Source organism: Aurantimonas sp. A2-1-M11, from assembly GCF_036549475.1.
In the GTDB taxonomy this organism is placed as follows: Bacteria; Pseudomonadota; Alphaproteobacteria; order Rhizobiales; family Rhizobiaceae; genus Aurantimonas.
In genome coordinates, this window is sequence record NZ_JAZHLI010000010.1 from 1 (window position 1) to 18,310 (window position 18,310).

The 18,310-nt window shown below is 62.2% G+C and carries 13 protein-coding genes and 4 pseudogenes; 8 read left to right on the forward strand and 9 right to left on the reverse strand.

Annotated features, from left to right (window positions below; all coding sequences use genetic code 11):
* The 6 genes and pseudogenes from VQ042_RS06560 to VQ042_RS06585 form a co-directional block, all read right to left on the reverse strand.
* A pseudogene (locus VQ042_RS06560) lies at positions 1–165 on the reverse strand (IS5/IS1182 family transposase); the annotation flags it as partial.
* A 125-nt stretch (positions 166–290) separates the two neighbouring features.
* Positions 291–731 (reverse strand): annotated as a pseudogene (locus VQ042_RS06565) (transposase); the annotation flags it as partial.
* 145 nt (positions 732–876) lie between these two features.
* Positions 877–2,211: an HlyD family type I secretion periplasmic adaptor subunit gene (locus VQ042_RS06570; RefSeq protein WP_331816801.1), complete on the reverse strand. Its 1,335-nt coding sequence runs from the start codon at positions 2,209–2,211 to the stop codon at positions 877–879.
* A gap of 14 nt (positions 2,212–2,225) precedes the next feature.
* Positions 2,226–4,430 carry a type I secretion system permease/ATPase gene (locus VQ042_RS06575; protein ID WP_442880051.1) on the reverse strand — a complete coding sequence of 735 codons (2,205 nt, stop codon included), beginning with the start codon at positions 4,428–4,430 and terminating at the stop codon, positions 2,226–2,228.
* A 1,679-nt stretch (positions 4,431–6,109) separates the two neighbouring features.
* A complete protein-coding gene (locus tag VQ042_RS06580; RefSeq protein ID WP_331816802.1) occupies positions 6,110–8,158 on the reverse strand; it encodes a type I secretion protein in 2,049 nt (682 codons plus the stop codon).
* A 147-nt stretch (positions 8,159–8,305) separates the two neighbouring features.
* Entirely contained in the window at positions 8,306–11,479 is a 3,174-nt protein-coding gene (locus tag VQ042_RS06585; protein WP_331816803.1) for a hypothetical protein, read from the reverse strand.
* 638 nt (positions 11,480–12,117) lie between these two features.
* On the opposite strand from VQ042_RS06585, the gene VQ042_RS06590 reads away from it, so the two are divergent.
* Both VQ042_RS06590 and VQ042_RS06595 read left to right on the forward strand, forming a co-directional pair.
* The gene (locus VQ042_RS06590) at positions 12,118–12,777 is read left to right on the forward strand and encodes a helix-turn-helix transcriptional regulator (RefSeq protein ID WP_331816804.1); all 660 of its coding nucleotides are present in this window, start codon (positions 12,118–12,120) and stop codon (positions 12,775–12,777) included.
* A 64-nt stretch (positions 12,778–12,841) separates the two neighbouring features.
* The gene (locus VQ042_RS06595; protein ID WP_331816806.1) at positions 12,842–13,294 is read left to right on the forward strand and encodes a hypothetical protein; all 453 of its coding nucleotides are present in this window, start codon (positions 12,842–12,844) and stop codon (positions 13,292–13,294) included.
* 174 nt (positions 13,295–13,468) lie between these two features.
* Here VQ042_RS06595 and VQ042_RS25945 read toward each other — a convergent pair whose 3' ends face one another.
* Positions 13,469–13,792 carry an ATP-binding protein gene (locus VQ042_RS25945; RefSeq protein ID WP_442880048.1) on the reverse strand — a complete coding sequence of 108 codons (324 nt, stop codon included), beginning with the start codon at positions 13,790–13,792 and terminating at the stop codon, positions 13,469–13,471.
* The gene (locus VQ042_RS06600) at positions 13,747–13,854 is read right to left on the reverse strand and encodes an ATP-binding protein (RefSeq protein ID WP_331816808.1); all 108 of its coding nucleotides are present in this window, start codon (positions 13,852–13,854) and stop codon (positions 13,747–13,749) included. The genes VQ042_RS25945 and VQ042_RS06600 overlap by 46 nt, the downstream gene beginning before the upstream one ends.
* 61 nt (positions 13,855–13,915) lie before the next feature.
* On the opposite strand from VQ042_RS06600, the gene VQ042_RS06605 reads away from it, so the two are divergent.
* The 5 genes from VQ042_RS06605 to VQ042_RS06625 all read left to right on the forward strand — a co-directional run bounded on the left by VQ042_RS06605 (position 13,916) and on the right by VQ042_RS06625 (position 17,555).
* Complete coding sequence (locus VQ042_RS06605) at positions 13,916–14,227, forward strand: NIPSNAP family protein (RefSeq protein ID WP_331816809.1); 312 nt, start codon at positions 13,916–13,918, stop codon at positions 14,225–14,227.
* Positions 14,224–15,060 (forward strand): alpha/beta fold hydrolase, encoded by an 837-nt coding sequence (locus tag VQ042_RS06610; RefSeq protein ID WP_331816810.1) that lies wholly within the window; start codon positions 14,224–14,226, stop codon positions 15,058–15,060. The genes VQ042_RS06605 and VQ042_RS06610 overlap by 4 nt, the downstream gene beginning before the upstream one ends.
* Before the next feature lie 16 nt (positions 15,061–15,076).
* Positions 15,077–15,700: a cupin domain-containing protein gene (locus tag VQ042_RS06615; protein WP_331816811.1), complete on the forward strand. Its 624-nt coding sequence runs from the start codon at positions 15,077–15,079 to the stop codon at positions 15,698–15,700.
* Between the two features lie 92 nt (positions 15,701–15,792).
* The gene (locus VQ042_RS06620) at positions 15,793–16,743 is read left to right on the forward strand and encodes a 3-hydroxyacyl-CoA dehydrogenase (RefSeq protein WP_331816812.1); all 951 of its coding nucleotides are present in this window, start codon (positions 15,793–15,795) and stop codon (positions 16,741–16,743) included.
* Between the two features lie 2 nt (positions 16,744–16,745).
* A complete protein-coding gene (locus tag VQ042_RS06625) occupies positions 16,746–17,555 on the forward strand; it encodes an aspartate dehydrogenase (RefSeq protein WP_331816813.1) in 810 nt (269 codons plus the stop codon).
* A 9-nt stretch (positions 17,556–17,564) separates the two neighbouring features.
* Here the strand turns inward: VQ042_RS06625 and VQ042_RS06630 are convergent.
* Positions 17,565–18,043 (reverse strand): annotated as a pseudogene (locus tag VQ042_RS06630) (TetR/AcrR family transcriptional regulator); the annotation flags it as partial.
* 10 nt (positions 18,044–18,053) lie between these two features.
* On the opposite strand from VQ042_RS06630, the pseudogene VQ042_RS06635 reads away from it, so the two are divergent.
* Positions 18,054–18,291, forward strand: a pseudogene (locus tag VQ042_RS06635) (Rid family hydrolase); the annotation flags it as partial.
* Between the last annotated feature and the right edge of the window lie 19 nt (positions 18,292–18,310).

Sequence of the window (18,310 nt, forward strand, 5' to 3'; positions counted from 1 at the left end):
TTCCCGCCGCGCAAGTTCATCGGGGATCGAAAAGCCATCGGGAAGATCGGCCTGATCCGCAGCTTCGGCCCTGGCCATCAGTTCGCCCACCTCCGCCTTCAGCTGCGCTTCGATCTTGCCGGCATGCTCATAGGAAAGCGCGCTGTGCCGGCTGGCATTGGCGTGGATCTTCGTCCCGTCAAGCGCAACCGTGCCCAGCTTCAGAACGCCCATCTCGCGCGCCAGCAGCAGCACCTGCTCAAACAGGCCCTTGATCTCCTCGAGAAATCGCCGCCGAAACGCGGCAATCNGGCGTTGGCGTGGATCTTCGTCCCGTCAAGCGCAACCGTGCCCAGCTTCAGAACGCCCATCTCGCGCGCCAGCAGCAGCACCTGCTCAAACAGGCCCTTGATCTCCTCGAGAAATCGCCGCCGAAACGCGGCAATCTTATCGTGATCGGGATGATCATTCGCCGCGATAAACCGGAAAGCCACCGAGTCATACGTCGCACGTTCAAGCTTGCGGCTCGACAAAACGCCCGTCGCATAGCCGTAAACCAGAAGACCAAGCAAAACCTTCGGATGATAAGACGCCGAACCGGACCCGCGATAGCTGCCACTCATCGTCCGCAGGTCCAGCCCTTCGATAACCTCGACAACAAAACGGGCAAGATGCCGCTCGGGAAGCCACTCATCCACCGAAGGCGGCAGCAAAAATCCCGTTGTACGATCTACCATTCGAAAATTGCTCATCGCAGAACCGGTCATACGGCTGGAGAATCAATCTCTCGATTCTAATCGATATCCCTCGCGTGCGCTAAGTCCGACAGGCTGCTAGACAACCCATATCGACCGTTTTCGCGGCGGCATAGCAAGAGTGGCAGCAATAAATCCTGCATCAGCGTTCCATGAAAGCGCGCGCCATACTGTCGGTGATCGGCTTGGAGAGATAATTGAAAAACGTACGTTCCGCCGTCTGAATGAGCACTTCCGCGGGCATTCCAGGCGTTGGCGCAAAGCCCGGAACCCGCGCCAGTTCGCTGGCCGGAAGATTGACGCGTGCCAGATAAACTTCGCGGCCGCCATCGGTTCCATCAGGCAACGAATCCGCCGAAACGTAATAGACGTGTCCGTCGAGAACAGGCGTGGTGCGCTGGTTAAGCGCGACCAGCCTCACTGTAGCTTTCTGTCCCACCTTCACATTGTCTATCTCGTTTCGAGGAACCTGTGTTTCGATGATGAGCGGAACATTGGCTGGTAATATCTCCATAATACTCTTTCCGCTTTCAATAACGCCGCCAGAGGTGTGGTAATACATCCGAACGACCGTTCCGCTTACCGGAGCGTGTATCGTCGCGCGGCGCAGTACATTTCCCGCCTCTCGAGTGCTCTCCCTTACGCTGTCCAGTTCGGCTTCAATCCCTTGCAACTCGTCAAGCGCAGCCTGCGCATAAGCGTTACGGCTATGGACCATCTGCTGTTCGTGCTTCCTGACCTGCGATCCGATCTCATCGATCTCGGAGGACAATTTGCCAATCTGTCCGTCCGCATCCGCCATAGCGCGCTGAATGGCTTTTATTTCCGTCCCGCGGATCAGCCCCTTGTCTAGGAGCACCTTCTTGCCTTCGTATTCCTCCTGAAGGAGCACCAACTGACGGCGAAGAGAAATCAACTGCTGGTCGTATCCCTCAGCGCGAAAGTTGAGCGATTCGATATTCTGCTCGATCAGTCCAAGCTCATTGGCAAGCTTGGTTCGCGAAGCTTCAAAGTTCATTTCCTGGCTTTCCACGATCGGCGCGATGTCGGGATCGAAGCGGCTGTCGATTACCATCGCAGGAAACCGGATCTCCTCATAGCCTCGCACCTCGGCGGTGAGGCGCGCCACGATCGCCTCGAGGCGGGCCTGGCGCAGAAATAGCTTCCGCTCATTGGCGAGAGCCATTGTTTCGTCTAGCCTCAGAAGCGGCTGCTCAAGCTGGACGTGGTCGCCCTCGCTGACCAGAAGATCTTTAATGATGCCGCCCTCGAGGTGCTGAATTATCTTGTTCTGGCCGGTCGCGACGAAGGTGCCCTGAGCGATTACTGCCGCCGCCAACGGCGCTGTAAACGCCCAGGTGCTGAAGCCGCCGAAGCTGACTGTCAGGAGGAGAAGGCCCGCCGTCGTCTGCTTCCAGATTGAGCGGGGGACTTCCGAATACCACTGGATGTCATGAACCTTGGCGATATCGTTCATCTTCGCTCACCCCTCTACTGGATCTGGTTGCTGATTGGGCCGCCTTCGAGGCCGTGCCCACCAGCCGCCAGCGCCTTCAGTACGTCCTGGCGAACACCGAACATTGAGATTGTTCCGTTGGTGAGCAGAAGAATCTTGTCGACGATCTTCAAAAGCGAGGGTCGTTGCGTGATGGTTATCACGGTTATCTTCTCGTCCTTGGCGTGCTTGAGCGCGCGCGCGAGAGCTGCGTCGCCAAAGGCGTCGAGATTGGAATTCGGCTCGTCGAGCACCACTAGCCGAGGATTTCCGAAGAAGGCACGGGCGAGTGCGATCCGCTGCTTCTGTCCGCCCGACAAAGGCGCCCCGTCGGCCGCCACAAGTGTCTCGTAACCTTGCGCCAGCGAGGCGATCATCTCGTGCACGTCGGCGAGCCGGGCAGCTTCGTATATCTCCGCGTCGGTCGCGTCATCGCGCATTCGAGCGATATTTGCTTTGATCGAACCGGGGAAGAGCTGCACATCCTGCGGCAGATAGCCTATATTCTCGCCAAATTGTCGCTGGTCCCAGTTGCGCAGATCCATCAGGTCGAGCCGCACGCTGCCCGACGTGGGCAGGATGGATCCGACCAGCATCTTGCCCAGAGTGGTCTTGCCGGCTCCGGAGTTGCCTATAATGGCAAGCGAATCTCCCGGGACAAGGGAGAAGCTAATGCCGTTGAGGACCACTCTCTTGGTTCCTTGCGGCACGAACAAGAGCCTCTCGACGTCGAGCCGTCCCTCGGGACGAGGCAGGTTCAAGCGCTCGAAGTTAAGCGGCGAGGCCATTAGCAGCGCCGAGATGCGCCCATACGCAGCGCGAGACTGAATAAACTGATTCCAGCCTTCGATCGCGCCTTCGATCGGCGCCAACGCCCGCCCCGCGATAATCGACGCGGCGATGACCATGCCGCCGGTGATGTGGCCATCGATGGCGAGATATGCGCCCCAACCGAGCATGGAGACCTGGGTCAAAAGCCGAGCCGCTTTGGAGAAAGCTGCGGATACGACGTTGCGGTCCTGGGCGATAACTTGCGCCTTCAACGAGTTGGCGGTGTCCTTACCCCAAATGCCAACTGCTTCGGGGATCATCGCAAGGGCATTGATGATCTGCGAGTTACGCGACATGGAATCCAGATGCAGGTTGGCCTTGCTTTGATGGACATTGGCCTCGCCGAACGGCCGTGCGGTAATACGCTGGTTGATTAGGGTGATCACCAAGAGCAATAGCGCGGAAAATACGACGATAGAGCCGAGATGCGGGTGGATCAGAAAGATGGCGAGGATGAAAAGCGGCGCGATCGGCGCGTCTAGAAACGCCAGCAGAGTACCTGAAACCAGGAAGGAACGGACCTGACCCAGATCGGCTAACGTCTGATATTCTCGGCCGTTTCCATGCAGGGAGGCGCGAGCCGCCGCACTCAGGATCGGCGCTCCGAGCTGTGCAGCGACCTCGACCGCAGTGCGCATCAGGATAAAGCGGCGTATGGCGTCGAACATTGCCTGCAGGATCACCGCGCCGACAATCACCACGGTCAGCATGATCAGTGTGTCAACCGATCGGCTGGTGAGCACCCGATCCGAGATCTGAAACAGATAAACGGGTATCGCCAGCACGAGGATGTTGCTGGCGACGGTGAAGATCATCACAACCAGCAGATTTTTTCGGACCGCCTGAAAGGCCAGTTTCAGCGAGGACGAGAAGTCGATCGGGCCGAGCCGCTTGTGAAAAACACCGCCACCACCACCGCCACCGCCACCGCCACCCTTGTCGACTCCGACCGGGCCTTTGCCGCCGGGCAACTCTCGGGCTTGCACCGGGCCGGTAGCGCCATCGATGGTCACCATGCCTTCAGGGCTAGCGGGTGAGGCCTTCATTTCCGGAACAGCCGGTTCGGCAACGCGCGCTTCCGGCTCGCGGGAAGCCTGCGCCTTCGGCGTGGCCGCCTGCGCTGTTGCAGTTGACGGTTTGCCTTGCGCCGGCGGGTTGGCGACCGGCTTTTCACGCTCGTGCCGCGGTGCCTGGTCTGGCTGCGATCCCAGGGGCTTGATCGGGTCGGTGCGTGCCGGGCCGGCCTCAGGTCGCGACGTGGCCGCCTGCGCCGTTGCAGTTGACGGCCTGGCTTGCGCCGGCGGGTTGGCGACCGGCTTTTCACGCTCGTGCCGCGGTGCCTGGTCTGGCTGCGATCCCAGGGGCTTGATCGGGTCGGTGCGTGCCGGGCCGGCCTCAGGTCGCGACGTGGCCGCCTGCGCCGTTGCAGTTGACGGCCTGGCTTGCGCCGGCGGGTTGGCGACCGGCTTTTCACGCTCGTGCCGCGGTGCCTGGTCTGGCTGCGATCCCAGGGGCTTGATCGGGTCGGTGCGTGCCGGGCCGGCCTCAGGTCGCGACGTGGCCGCCTGCGCCGTTGCAGTTGACGGCCTGGCTTGCGCCGGCGGGTTGGCGACCGGCTTTTCACGCTCGTGCCGCGGTGCCTGGTCTGGCTGCGATCCCAGGGGCTTGATCGGGTCGGTGCGTGCCGGGCCGGCCTCAGGTCGCGACGTGGCCGCCTGAGCCGTTGCAGTTGACGGCCTGGCTTGCGCCGGCGGGTTGGCGACCGGATTTTCACGCTCGTGCCGCGGTGCCTGGTCTGGCTGCGATCCCAGGGGCTTGATCGGGTCGGTGCGTGCCGGGTCGGCCTCAGGTCGCGACGTGGCCGCCTGCGCCGTTGCAGTTGACGGCCTGGCTTGCGCCGGCGGGTTGGCGACCGGATTTTCACGCTCGTGCCGCGGTGCCTGGTCTGGCTGCGATCCCAGGGGATTGATCGGGTCGGTGCGTGCCGGGCCGGCCTCAGGTCGCGACGTGGCCGCCTGAGCCGTTGCAGTTGACGGCCTGGCTTGCGCCGGTGGGTTGGCGACCGGCTTTTCACGCTCGTGCCGCGGTGCCTGGTCTGGCTGCGATCCCAGGGGCTTGATCGGGTCGGTGCGTGCCGGGCCGGCCTCAGGTCGCGACGTGGCCGCCTGAGCCGTTGCAGTTGACGGCCTGGCTTGCGCCGGTGGGTTGGCGACCGGCTTTTCACGCTCGTGCCGCGGTGCCTGGTCTGGCTGCGATCCCAGGGGCTTGATCGGGTCGGTGCGTGCCGGGCCGGCCTCAGGTCGCGACGTGGCCGCCTGAGCCGTTGCAGTTGACGGCCTGGCTTGCGCAGGCGGGTTGGCGCCCGGCTTTTCACGCTCGTGCCGCGGTGCCTGGTCTGGCTGCGATCCCAGGGGCTTGATCGGGTCGGTGCGTGCCGGGCCGGCCTCAGGTCTCGACGTGGCCGCCTGGGCCGTTGCAGTTGACGTCCTGGCTTGCGCCGGTGGGTTGGCGCCCGGCTTTTCACGCTCGTGCCGCGGTGCCTGGTCTGGCTGCGATCCCAGGGGATTGATCGGGTCGGTGCGTGCCAAGCCAACCTCAGGTCGCGGTTCGATGGCCATAGACTTGGCCGTAGCCGCAGGCTCAGGCAACGTCGTCGGGTAAAGTGACTTCGGCGCCTGCCTTCGACCATCAACCCCGGCGGGCGGGCCGTGTTCCAATAGTTCCGTCGCCATGAATGACTTGCTTTCCAGCATGGAAGCGCGGGCGTCACCGGTAGCCCTGTTCCTCGGACGCCAGCCGTCCCCCTCGAACGACATTGTCTCGATCGAAGAGTCCTCCGCCGCTTCAAGAAGCTCCGCAAGCATCCTGTCGATACGCTCGATTGAACTATCGATCGCCTTGTCGTGGCGCTGCATAGCCTGAGACAGCGTCTGTCTGGGCATCGGAGCGCGCCGATCGTTCTCGGGCTCGGAGAAGTCGACCTCCCCCTCGCCGGGTGCTGGCCAAGACTGGTCGCGGTCGTCGGTCATGATCTTCTCCCGCTTCCGGATCAGGCAAGCATCGACTGCATGACATCAGCCTGTGAGGAATCGGGCGCCAACGAACTCTGCGGTATCTCTAATCCGTCCTCGGGGCCTGCAAGATCGTCGTCGAGGAAGGCAATCGCTTCGTTGACCAGCACGTCGGGATCTTGACCGCCAAGATGCGGGTCGCTCGAAATAAGCTCGGCTTGTATCAGGATTTCGTCCGAATATTGCTCGCCGCCCACATAGGTTTTGCCGAGAGCATCGACGTCGGTGATGCTGGCCATGTTGACCAGATTGTTGCTTCCCAACGAGACATCCCATATCGCGTCAGGGGTCCCGTTCAAGGCGTCCATGGCGAGTGCCACGTGATCGCCGTCGCCCAGAACGGTGGTCTGCTTGACATAGTTCACGTTGAGATAGTCGCCGGAGATGTAGAGAACCTTTAGGACGCCGACCCCTAGAAAATCTGCGTCTTTCAAGACGCCTTCTTCGACCAGCTTCTCGCCCTTCTCAAGGTTCTCAGCCGTCTTTCGGTAATGCTCCGGCAAAGTTTCGAACCGCGCTGCACCTCCAATATTGTGGATCTCGGCCTGGTTCCACAGCAGGTTGCCGTTCGAAGACGCGACGGATCCTTCTCCGCTCGTTTGGAAACCGGCGACCGCACCAATGACATCGTTGTCGAAAAGGACGTTCATCTGGTGGATGATGTTAGCGTCGTATACCGATCCGCCGACGATGATGAGGTCGTAATTATAGCCGAGTTCGAAGATTGAAACGGCATTCGCCTGGGCGTTGCCGCCCGTGAGCACAGACATTGTGATGCCTGAAGCGGACAGCACGGCGACGTCCTCGTCCATCATGAAGGCGAATTGCTCAATCCAGTTGAGGATGAGCAAGTCCCCCTTCAACTCGGTCACGACCCAATGCTTAGGGAAGTCTCCCGTCGGCGCCGGCGCACCCTCGTCCTCCATGGAAGGATCGGTGCGCTTGAACGCGGCGATGTTCAGGGCCTCGGTCGGATTGTCGCTCACCAGCGACCAGCCGCCGATCGACGCACTGACCAAGTCGTTGTCGCTCCAGACATTGATCTGGACCACCGCGTTGATCTCGAAGCTGTCGCCAATCACCGCGAACACCGGGGATACAAGCCAATTGTTCACGATATCTACGGTATTGACGAGGGCGTTGCCACCTGTCTCCAGCGTCACCGACGCCTTGAAATCAGTCGATTGTTCGGAATCGCCTGTTTGCACTTGAGTGCTATCGCCCAATACTGTGGCGGAGTTGTTGCTCTTCGACCCCTCTTCCTCGAGATCTTCCTCGTCGTCTTCCGATAAATAGTGGGCGAGGACGGGCGCTTCCGCAACCAACGAACCGCTCACGTAGATGCCTTCGATGACATGGCTGTGGAGCGTGAAGACATCGGCGCCGTCGCCGCTTTCCGTGACATGCGCCTTCAGACTCGCAGTAACCGTGGTAACGAAGTCTTTCAGGTCTTCAAGTGAGCTCGGGGCCTGCAGCCCGTGGACAGGATCCAGTCCCTCGGCTGCGGCAACTAGCCCCGCCAGGGCGGCGGCGTTGTTGCTCTCCGGCGCGAAGGTCAAGCCGTGTCCGCCGACGGATACGTAGTCGTTGTTCTGGAGATAGGATTTCTGGTTGATCAATATTGCCACTGAACCGGCCGGCTCGACCTGAGGCAGCACGAGGCGCGAGGACTGCCCGATCGGCACATCATTCGCAATGGGCACAGGCGGAGGCAGGGAGTCTCGAGATATGTACTCATGTTCGAAGCTGGATGGAACGTCGGGAGGGAGCAGGTCGACACGCGATCCGGCCTCGATCCGGACGAGTTCCGGTGCCTTGGGCATATAAGAGATGTGGGGGTCAAAGCTGGCAAACTGGTAAGGGACCGAAACTTTTACATTGACGTTCACGAGCTCCGGGTTTTCCTGGTGCATCGCCCGAAGCGCGTTGAACTCGTCGTGAGCCTCGCGAAGGCGCGTCTCATCCAAAATGACTTCGAACAAGCCGATGAAGTGGGCAATGGCCTCGGTAGTCTTGTCCATATCCATGGAAGTCGCGCCCCTTCTCTACGGGATCATCCACGCACCTGAGCGAGACAGCGCGGCGATCTCCTGATTGAAAGGACTGCGCGGGTGAACCCGCGCAGTCCGGTCTCGTCGCTGGTTTCGCGTGCGCGCGAAACCAGGTGGCTGTCGTCAGGCGTAGTCGGTGTCGTCCCCGACGCTGCTGCTGCTGTAATTGCCGCCGATCACGGTCATGTCCACGGAGTTGGGCTGCACATTGGCACCTTGGACGATCTCCATGTTGAACATGTTGGGTGAGATGACCGCGTCCGCCGAAGCAACACTTTGGCCTTCGACATTTCCGTCGCCGTACTCCGAGGAGCCCCAAGTGCCAACGCCGCCAGCGCCGCCACCACCGGTGGAGACTTGGCCGCCGCCGCCCGTGGCTCCGCCGTTGCCGGCAGTCACGGCGCCGTGCTCGGCGTTGCCGCCGATCGCGTTGCCACCTGTCATGTCGCCGAGAGTAGCGTGGCCGCCTGCGCCACCGGCGCCACCATCCACGTGTCCAACGCCGCTTCCGAAGCCCAAGCTGTCGCCGGCATCGCCGCCCCAGCCCACTCCGTAACCGCCGTTCCCGGCATTACCGCCGTTGGCGTCGACATCACCGCCATTGGCATCGCCGCCATCACCGGTGTCGGCGTCGATATCGCCGCCGGCGCCCCCGTCGGCATAGACGTCACCGCCCGTGCCATCGGCATCTCCGGCGTTGCCGCCGATCGATAGGCCGCCTGCGCCGGCTTCGCCGCCATTCGCGCTACCACCGGGGCCGGATGTCGACGTGGCATCGCCGGCAACCGATGCGGCTATGCCGCCATCGCCGCCATCGGCTTCGGCGTTGCCGCCGTCCGCGTCGACGTTTCCGCCATCCAGATCGAGGTCGCCGACATCTCCGCCGTTGGCACCGACCTCACCGACGTCGCCGCCGTCGCCGCCATCGGCTTCACCACCATCCGCATCGGCGTCGCCGCCATTTGCTTCGAGGATGCTGTCGCCCATCTCGGTGCTGGCGGCACCCGACGCAATCGTGTCGCCGATGTCGCCGGTTTCGGAGTCGCCGCCGTTGCCGCCGTCGGCGCTCGTGTTGCCGACATTGACCCGGTTGTTCCCGGTTTCGCCGTCGCCACCGTCGCCACCGTCGCCGGAGTTTGCCTCGAGGTCGTTCTCGATACCGACTTCGGCATCGCCATCGATATCGCCGCCGTCGCCGGTAGCCAGATCGAGTTCATTTTCAGCCTCGACATCGCCGGTTTCGCCGCCGTCGCCGCCGTCGCCGCCGTCGCCGCCGTCGCCGGTCTCGGTATCGTCGACTTTACTCTCTACCTCGATAGAGCCACCATCTGCGGCTTCGTTGTCGCCACCGTCGCCGCCTTCATTGTCGACCTCGGTCTCGACCTCGATTTCTCCGCTGTCGCCAGCTTCGGCTTCGTCACCGTCGCCGCCCTCGGCCTCGTTCTCGCTGAGTGCAACCGCGACCGGGACGACGGTCTGGTTACCTTCGGCGGCTTCTGACGGATCGTCGGAAAGCGCGACCGCGACATCAAATGCCGCCGCACCGCCGCCATTGCTGTCAGCCTCGGAGTCACCGGTCTCCAACTCTTCGGCTTCGACGTCGACTTCGGCCTCACCGCCGTTACCGGCATCTTCGGCATCAGAGTCGCCGGCCTCGAGTTCTTCGGCTTCGAGCTCGATTTCAGCGTCACCGCTGTCACCGCCCTCGCCGCCGTCGTCGCCGTCGGCGTCGCCGGTTTCGAGGTCTTCGTTCTCCTGCTCGGCGTCGGCATTGCCGCCTCTGCCGGTTTCACCGTCGTTCTCGGCCTCGACGTCTTCGACGTCGATCTCGAGTTCTTCGACGTCTCCTCCATCGTCGCCGTCGCCGCCATCGGCTTCGCCGGTTTCGAAGTCTTCGAACTCGAGTTCGACTTCGTCACCGTCACCGCCGTCGCCGGCATCAGCGTCGCCGGTCTCAGCCTCGGCTTCGACTTCCTGCTCGGAGTCCCCGCCTTCCGGCTCCACGTCATTGTCGTCGCCGCCGTTGCCGCCGTCGGCCTCGGCATCTGCGTCGGCTTCGCCGCCGTCTCCGCCGTCGACTTCTACGTCGTCGATATCGCCGCCGTCGACATCGATATCGTCGATGTCGCCGCCGTCATTGTCATCGCCGCCGTTACCGCCGTCGGCGTCGTCACCGCCGTCACCGCCGTTCGCCCTGGCGTCGTCGGCCTCGGACTCGGCTTCCGACTCGGAGTCGCCGCCTCCGCCGCCTTCGCTGTCGCCGCCATTGGCTTCGTCGGCATCACCGCCTTCCGACTCCGTATCGACGTCGCCGCCGTCATTGTCCTCGCCGCCGTCGCCGCCGTCAGCGTAAGCGTCGAGATCGACATTGCCGCCGTCGCCGCCTTCGGATTCGGCATCGTCGCCGCCGTTGCCGCCTTCGCTGTCGCCGCCGTCGCCGTCGCCGTCGCCGCCGTTGCCACCCTCGACATCGACCTCTGCAGTACCGTCGATGTCCTCGATGTCGCCGGCATTGCCGCCGTCGCCGCCATCAGCCTCGCCGCCTTCCAGCTTGGCTTCAAGCTCTCCGCCCTCGACTTCACCGCCGATGGCCTTGGTGTCGCCGCCGTCGCCGCTATAGGACGTGCCGTAGCCGCCGCTACCGCCGCCGGCATTAATGCCATCGCCGGACTTCGCGGTGCCGCCTTTAGCGTCGAAGTTCAGGGTGAAGTTTTCAGGCTTGATCTCGGCGTTTTCCAGCCGGTTGTTGTTTTCTAGCCTGGAGCTCTGATTGATCACGAACCCGGTGTCGTTACCTTCACCGTTCAGGGATCCGTTCAGCACATTTTCGACCGAAACGTCGTCGCCCGGATCGTAGTCGATGGTACCGTCCTTATTGACGAACAGGTTATCGACCCGCGCGCCATCGTTCATGTCGATGTCGGCAAAATCATCGTCGCTCGGATCCCAGCCTTCCAGGTCCATCCCGACTTCGACTTCTACATCGACATCCGTTTTGTTCTCGTTATAGTTGTAGTTATCGTTATCGTTGTCGTTATCGTTATCGTTTTCGTTGCTATTTTCGCTTGTGCTATTGCTTTCGCTATTGCTTTCGCTGTCAGAATCGCTGTCGCTTTCGCTTTTGCTCTCCGATTCACTATCGGCATCGGCATCGGCATCGGCATCGGCATCGGCATCGGCATCGGCATCGGCATCGGCATCGGCTTCAGCCTCAGCTTTCGCTTCTGCTTCTGCTTCTGCTTCTGCTTCGCTCTCCAATTCGAGATCGAAAGGATATTTTTGAGTCCTATCAGTCATTGTCGTATCCTCATTGGAGGCCGCGACAACCGAACCACAGTTATCTCTTAAGTGGTCTTGAGTTGTGCGCAGCGTTTCAGATTGTGGGTGGTATGGATCGCCGAAACCCAGGGGACTAACGGCCGGAGATCCGACTGCTACCTGTAAGATTGATCAGCGCCTCCCTCTCTTCAGGGACGGGGCAGATCTGAGCGCAGACTGGCTTTGCGCCGCCCCAAAAAGTGCGGTCGCCCTACAGCCATTCGCAATCTCAATTTCCCCCCAGCTCCCTGCTGGAATAAGGAAATCCTGAAGCTGTTAAGGGAAAATTATAAGCTGATAGTTGGAGCTAGCCCGCCGAGACTCGCGCCACTGGCTATTTCCTGGAGCGGACGCCCATCTGACGCAACGATATGAGAGGTTTAGCGTCCCTGATAGACCTTATAGCCTATATCCTGCCGTCCAATTTTGGGCTATGTTTATTTCTCAACACGTTGCTGAATAGCCGTCGAAATGTCTGAGAGAAGTTGCAGTTCGGTCGAAAAAACTGGTTCTCAATCTCTGCGTGTATGGGTGTCGGAATGTTGGCTGAGTCAAACGCTTCGGGTAAGGCGAGGAGGGACAGAACGGAAACGTGGGCACGCCGCACAATTGTGCTTGTGGCGCCGCCCGACCGTGTACCAGCATGTTTTCTTGACGCCCTCGAGCGGGAGTTTCTTGGCGTCACGGTTGAGCAGTTTCATACTGTCAGCGCGGCCTGCGTCGCCTTAAAGGACCCTGTTCCCCTCATTGCGATCGACATCGCTTTTCTGCCGGCCCTCGAGGCGCATGCCGACGATCTGTTACGCCTTTACCCAGCGGCCTTGATCGCTGTCATGCAGAACGATAGCAGGGATGTCGTCTCGGCCTCGGAGATTTTCGCCTCAAGAACGATCCGGGGCGTCCTGCCGATGGATCTCAAACTGGACGTTTGGTTGTCCGTCGTCAGGTTGATGCTCCGCGGAGGAGAATACTTTCCTCCGTCGATGTTTCAGTCCCTCGTCTCCAACAAGATCGCCAGTGCTGCACCTCCCGCGACTAATTTTACTCTTTCGGCGGCACTCCCCGCTCGTCCATGCCGAGTTGATAATCTAACTGAACGGGAGTCGCAGGTACTGGAGATGGTTTCACGCGGTCTACAGAACAAAGTGATCGCCTCCAACCTCCATCTGTCCGAACACACGGTGAAGATCCATCTTCACAACATCATCACAAAATTGGGCGCCCATAACAGAACCGAGGCGGCCTCACTGTATCGTGACCGTCGTGACGGACATTGAAAAGACCGGTTTCAGACAGTCCGACAGGCGTGGGACGCTAAAGTTGCAGGAGATACTCCTCCTAGTGGGCCAACTCAACTATGTTTGGACCAATACCGAAAGCTTGTTGATCTATTTAATCGCAGGGTTGGCGAAAGTTGACAAAGAAACAGCCATCATCATTTTTCTGACTTTAAATACTACCCGAGCCCGACTCGATTTGGTCGAAAGACTGGCGAAGATGTCGAAAACAACGGACGAATGCCGCAAGGCGGTGTTGACCGTGACCGACCAGCTGACGCGCCAAGGGAAATTGCGCAACAAATACAGCCACTGCATTTACTCGTTTGACGAAACCGGCACGCGCGCAAGCACGCAGTTGATGCGAATTTTTGAGACGAAGGATGCCATAAAGTACGGAAAGGTTGAAAACCTGGACGATGCCGAAATGCAGAATATTTCCAAATCGATCGAAGTCATCGGCAAAATTAACAAGGATATTTGGAAGATTGTTGAGGATAACAATTTTCCAAGCTGACACCAAGAGGGGGAGTGTCAGTCATGCAATGTGTGGCGGGCTGTTGAACAATTTTCGGCATCGCCTGGGCAGAGCGCTTGCCGTAGAAGACGGCGAGCTGCGCCGTAGCCGTCGCCCCGAGGCGGCATCTTCCATTTCTTCTAAGATCGGTTCAAGACGAGGAAATGAAGCCTGTCAACGATGGACCAAAATCAGGCAAGTAGGGCGGAGTGAAGCCAGGCAACTGCGATGGCGGGCGCGAAGGAGCCCCCTGATTGGGCCTCTTCGCGCGTCGGCGGGTCGATGGCGTCGCTGGCGGCCTAGTTTTTGCTCCTCCCTTTTTTCGGGTGCAGAGGGACGGCTCCGACCCAACGATTGAAGCCGGTAGCTCTCGCCGTTCATCGTGTAGATGTGCATTTGTTCGGTCAAGAAATCCAGCAGAGCATCGGTCAGCCGTTCCGATTGCAAGACGTTCATTCGTCCTCGAAGGGCAAGTTCGAGGTGACGATGGTCGAGCATCGCTCGTATCGTGGTGAGAACACCTCGAGCAGGAGTTCAGTGCCGCTCTGCGACAGCGGCACGTAGCCGCCTAGTCGACAATCAGCATTGCGCGAGGGGACGCACACAACGGAAAGACCGACCATGATCAACGAAGAACGTGACAACCACATCGGGCCGGGCAAGGTGGGCGAGTTCGTCGCCTGTTATCGGTATGACGGCGTCGGGCTGCAGAAAAATCATCTGGGCACCTTCGTCTGCTATTTCACGAAGGAGATCGGCGAACTAAACCACGTCGTCGCGATCTGGGGCTATGACAGCCTTGTGGACCGGGCGGCGCCGAGTGACCATGCTCGCAGTCCCCGTACGGCAGGCCTACTTCTCACGCGTCGACGGTCGCATCGAGAGGCAGGGCCCCGAACCCTGACCCCGACCGTCTTTTCGCCGCTGCAATGATCGCCTTTACCGTTTCCACACCCGACGGCGCCGTTCTCAACGCCCGCAGCGAGGGCTCTGGCCCGGCGCTTGTCCTCGTCAGCGGTCTCGGCGGCACGGCGGGCTTCTGGGATCCCGTCGTCGAAGGGCTTCGGGACCGTTTCGAGGTCCTGACCTTCGATCAGCGCGGAATCGCCGCCTCGACGCGGGGGCGGGCCGAGACCGACATCGCCCTGCTCGCCGACGATCTGCGCGCCGTCCTCGATGCGGCCGAGATCGACCGGGCGATCATCGTCGGCCATTCGACCGGAGGATGCATCGCCCAGAGCCTGTCCGCGCGCGCGCCCGAGCGGGTCGCCGGACTGGGCCTCAGCGCGACCTGGCTGCGCCCGAGCCGCTACATGCGGGCATTATTCACCGCTCGCCTGGAACTGCTGCGCAATGACCCTATCGCCTATACCGCGACCGCGACGCTGATCTCCTATGCGCCCGCCTGGCTGGAGGCGCACTGGACGGTCTATGAGCGTGCGATTGCCAAGGCCCCGACAGGCGACGCGGCCAGGCAGGTCGTCGCCGAGCGCCTCGCCGCGCTGCTCGCCTTCGACGGCAGCGCCGAAGTCTCCGCGCTCACCATGCCGACGCTCGTCTTCGGCGCCGAGGACGACATGATCGTTCCCGCCTTCCTGCAGCGCGATCTGGCCGAGGCCTTACCATCGGCAAACCTGAGGCTGCTGGCCGATGGCGGCCATTTCTACCCGGTTTCCCGCACGAAAGTCTTCGTCCGCGAGATCGCCGAATGGGCGGGGAGCCTCCCATCATCGACAGCGCTTGCGCCGAGCCGGGCGCATCCATGACTGAAAGGAACCGGCCATGACACCCGCCGGCAAGGTCGCCATCGTCGTTGGCGGCGGTTCCCGGATCGGCCATCAGACCGCATGGCTCTTCGCCGAGAACGGCGCGGGCGTTAGCGTTGCGCAGCGAGACCCCCACGCCAACCTGATGATCCGGAATAGTCGTGCGCGGTTCCACGCAACCGGTTATGGACAGGCTGGGTCCATAGCTTCCACCAAGCCGGTCGTCGGACCCGACAACGAAATCAGGAATGTCATGCTGATCAAAGACCACAATGACGGCGCCCTCGAGAAATGGCGCGACGGCGTCATGACTCAGATGCGCGTCTCCGCGGTGACCGGCGCCCACCAAATCTGCATCTTCGAGCAATGGTGCGAACCTGGCCTCGGCGCCCCGACCCATCACCATGCCGTCGAGGAAGTGCTGGAAGTGCTCGCCGGCCAAGCGGAAATACATGTCGGCAGCGAGACGATCATCGCCAAGCCGAACCAGTCGGTCCTCATCCCGGCCGGCTCCAGACATGGATTCCGCAATATCGGCGACGACATCCTGCATGTGCGCGCCACCATCGCCTCGCCGATCTTCGAGGGCCGCTACGACGACGACAGCGAGCAGACGCGGCGTTGGGTTCCCGATTTCTGAACACCCGGCTGCGGCACCCCGCCGCGAGCCCACCCCTGCCCTGCGGCAAAGCACTCCCCTGGCACTCGCCGAAACGATGATCGGACGTCACCATGAGCATTGAAACAGTCGCCATCGCCGGCGCCGGGATCATCGGCGCCTCTTGGGCGATTGTCTATGCGCGCAGCGGCCTGCGGGTCGCGATCTTCGACCACAATGCCGAGGGCCGCGCCACACTTCCCCAACGGATCGCCGATGCCGTCGCCGTCTCCGACGCCCTGCTGCGGCCGGGCGAAACCGTCGCCGTCGTCACCGGGCGGATCACGATCCACGAGACCTTGGCCGACGCCGTTGCCGGCGCTGACTTCGTCCACGAATGCATCGTCGAGAAGATCGAGAGCAAGGTGGCGATCTTCGCCGAGCTCGACCAGCTGGCCGAGCCGCAGGCAATCCTCGCCACGACGACGTCGAGCTTCCCGGTATCGAAATTCGCCGCCGACCTCGCCTGCCGCGATCGCTGCATCGTCGTCCATCCTGCCACTCCGCCGCATCTCCTGCCGGTGACCGAGATCTGCCCGGCGCCCTTCACCAGGGCCGATGTCACAGACGAGACCTTCCGCTTCATGGAGGCCTGCGGGCAGACCCCGGTGCGCATCAAGCGGGAGATTCCGAGCTTCGTCCTCAACCGCATGCAGGCGGCGCTGGTCGTGGAGATGTTCCGTTGCCTGAACGAGGATTTGATCTCAGCCGAGGACATCGACAAGATCATCAGCCAGGGTTTTGGCCTGCGCTGGGCGTTTCTCGGCCCCTTCGAGGGCGTCGATCTCAACGCAAAGGGCGGCATTGCCCAATATCTGGAAAATTTCGGCTTCCTGTTCAACGAGATGGCCAACGAGCTCGGCTTCGACGACGTGGTGACGCCAAGATCCATCGCCGCCCTCGACGATTATGCCCGCCGGAAGATCCCGCTGGACGCACTGCAGGATAAGGTCGCCTGGCGCGACCGGTCGATCGTCGCGCTGCGCCGCCTGAAGGACGAGCGCGGCACGGCCGACCGGGGATGAGCATGTCCGAGCAGACACCCACCGACGCCCCACGGCGCATCGGCATCATCGGATATGGCGCGGCCGGACGGTCCTGCGCGGCGCGCCTCTCCGCCGAGCCGGACTGCCGAATCCTGGTGGTGACCCGCACGCCGCCGGATGTCGCGCCGTCGGAGCGGATCGCCTTTGCCGCCGATCTCGACGCACTGATCGCCTGGCAGCCCGATGCCATCATCGAGGCTGCCTCGGCCGAGGCCTTCACCCAGATGGTGCCGCGATGCCTGGAACACGGCATCGCCGTCGTCCCCGCATCGGTCGGCGCGCTGCAGTCGCCGGACGTCGCGGCGCTGATCCGGGAAACCTGCGCCCGCAGCGGCGCGCGTCTGGTCCTGCCCGCGGGCGCCGTGGGCGGCCTCGACTACATCGCCGCGGCCGCGCTCACCGGCGACATCGCGGTCACCTACACGTCCCGCAAGCCGCCCGCCGCCTGGGCCGGCGAACTTGCCGCCCTCGATCTGGCGGATCAGGCCCGTACCCAGCCCGTCACCCTGTTCGAGGGCACCGCCCCCGACGCGGCAAAGCTCTATCCGAAGAACCTCAATGCCGGCCTGACCATCGCGCTGGCCGCCGGCTTCGATCGCACGCGGGTGCAGGTCATCGCCGACCCCGCCGTGGCGCGCAACACCCACGAGATCGCCATCAGCGGTGCGGCCGGGGACGCCTTCCTGCGCTTCGAGAACCACCCCTCCCCGGACAATCCCAAGACCTCGGCCATCACCGCGCTCAGCCTCGTCTCGACGGTCCTGCGCCTGTTCGAACCCTGCGCAGTCTGACCGCCCGGCTCAGCGACGCTCTCGTCGCGCCGCTGCGTTACGCAGCAAGCCTGCCGCTATCAAGCGAAACGCCTCGACGGCCTTGGGCAGGACGGCGTGCGGATCATCCCTGGCGGCAACCCACAGGGCGGAATGGAGCGCGGCTCCGCTCAGGAGGCGGGCGGCGGCTTCCACGTCCACAGGTTTCAGGACCTTGGCCGTAAGCAGCTTGGCCACCGCCTGCTTGGTCAGGTCGAGACAGGCGTTCTGGCTCGGCCATTGCGACGGTCGCCCGGGAAGGCCGGACCGTCCAGCAGGACGATCCGGCGCACCTCGGGGTCGAGCGCCATCTCGATATAGGCCGACCCTTCCGCCAGCAGCCCCTCCCATTCGCTCGGCGCGGCGGCACCGGCGTTCTGGGCGCGCCGTGCCATCTCGCCGTCGACCTGCGCCACCACCGCAGCCAAGAGGCCCTTCTTGTCGCCGAAATTGTGATAGAGCGCGCCGCGCAGCCGAGACCTGGCCTTCCAGAACCTCGAAGCGGTCCTGAGGGGCCGCCGGTTGCACCTTCGAGGGTCGTAGATGTGACGAGCTTCCACACCGACCCGGAAAACCAGTTCCCGACGGTGATGGAGGCCAAGGGCGAGGCCTTCCCGCAAGCGCCCTACCCGACCTGGACCGCGCGGTCGGCGTCAACTGGCTGGCCGGCTTCGACTTCGAGATCAAGGTGATCTCCCGCATTCCGGCTGGCGGCTGACACGTCTCGCCGGTGCCGC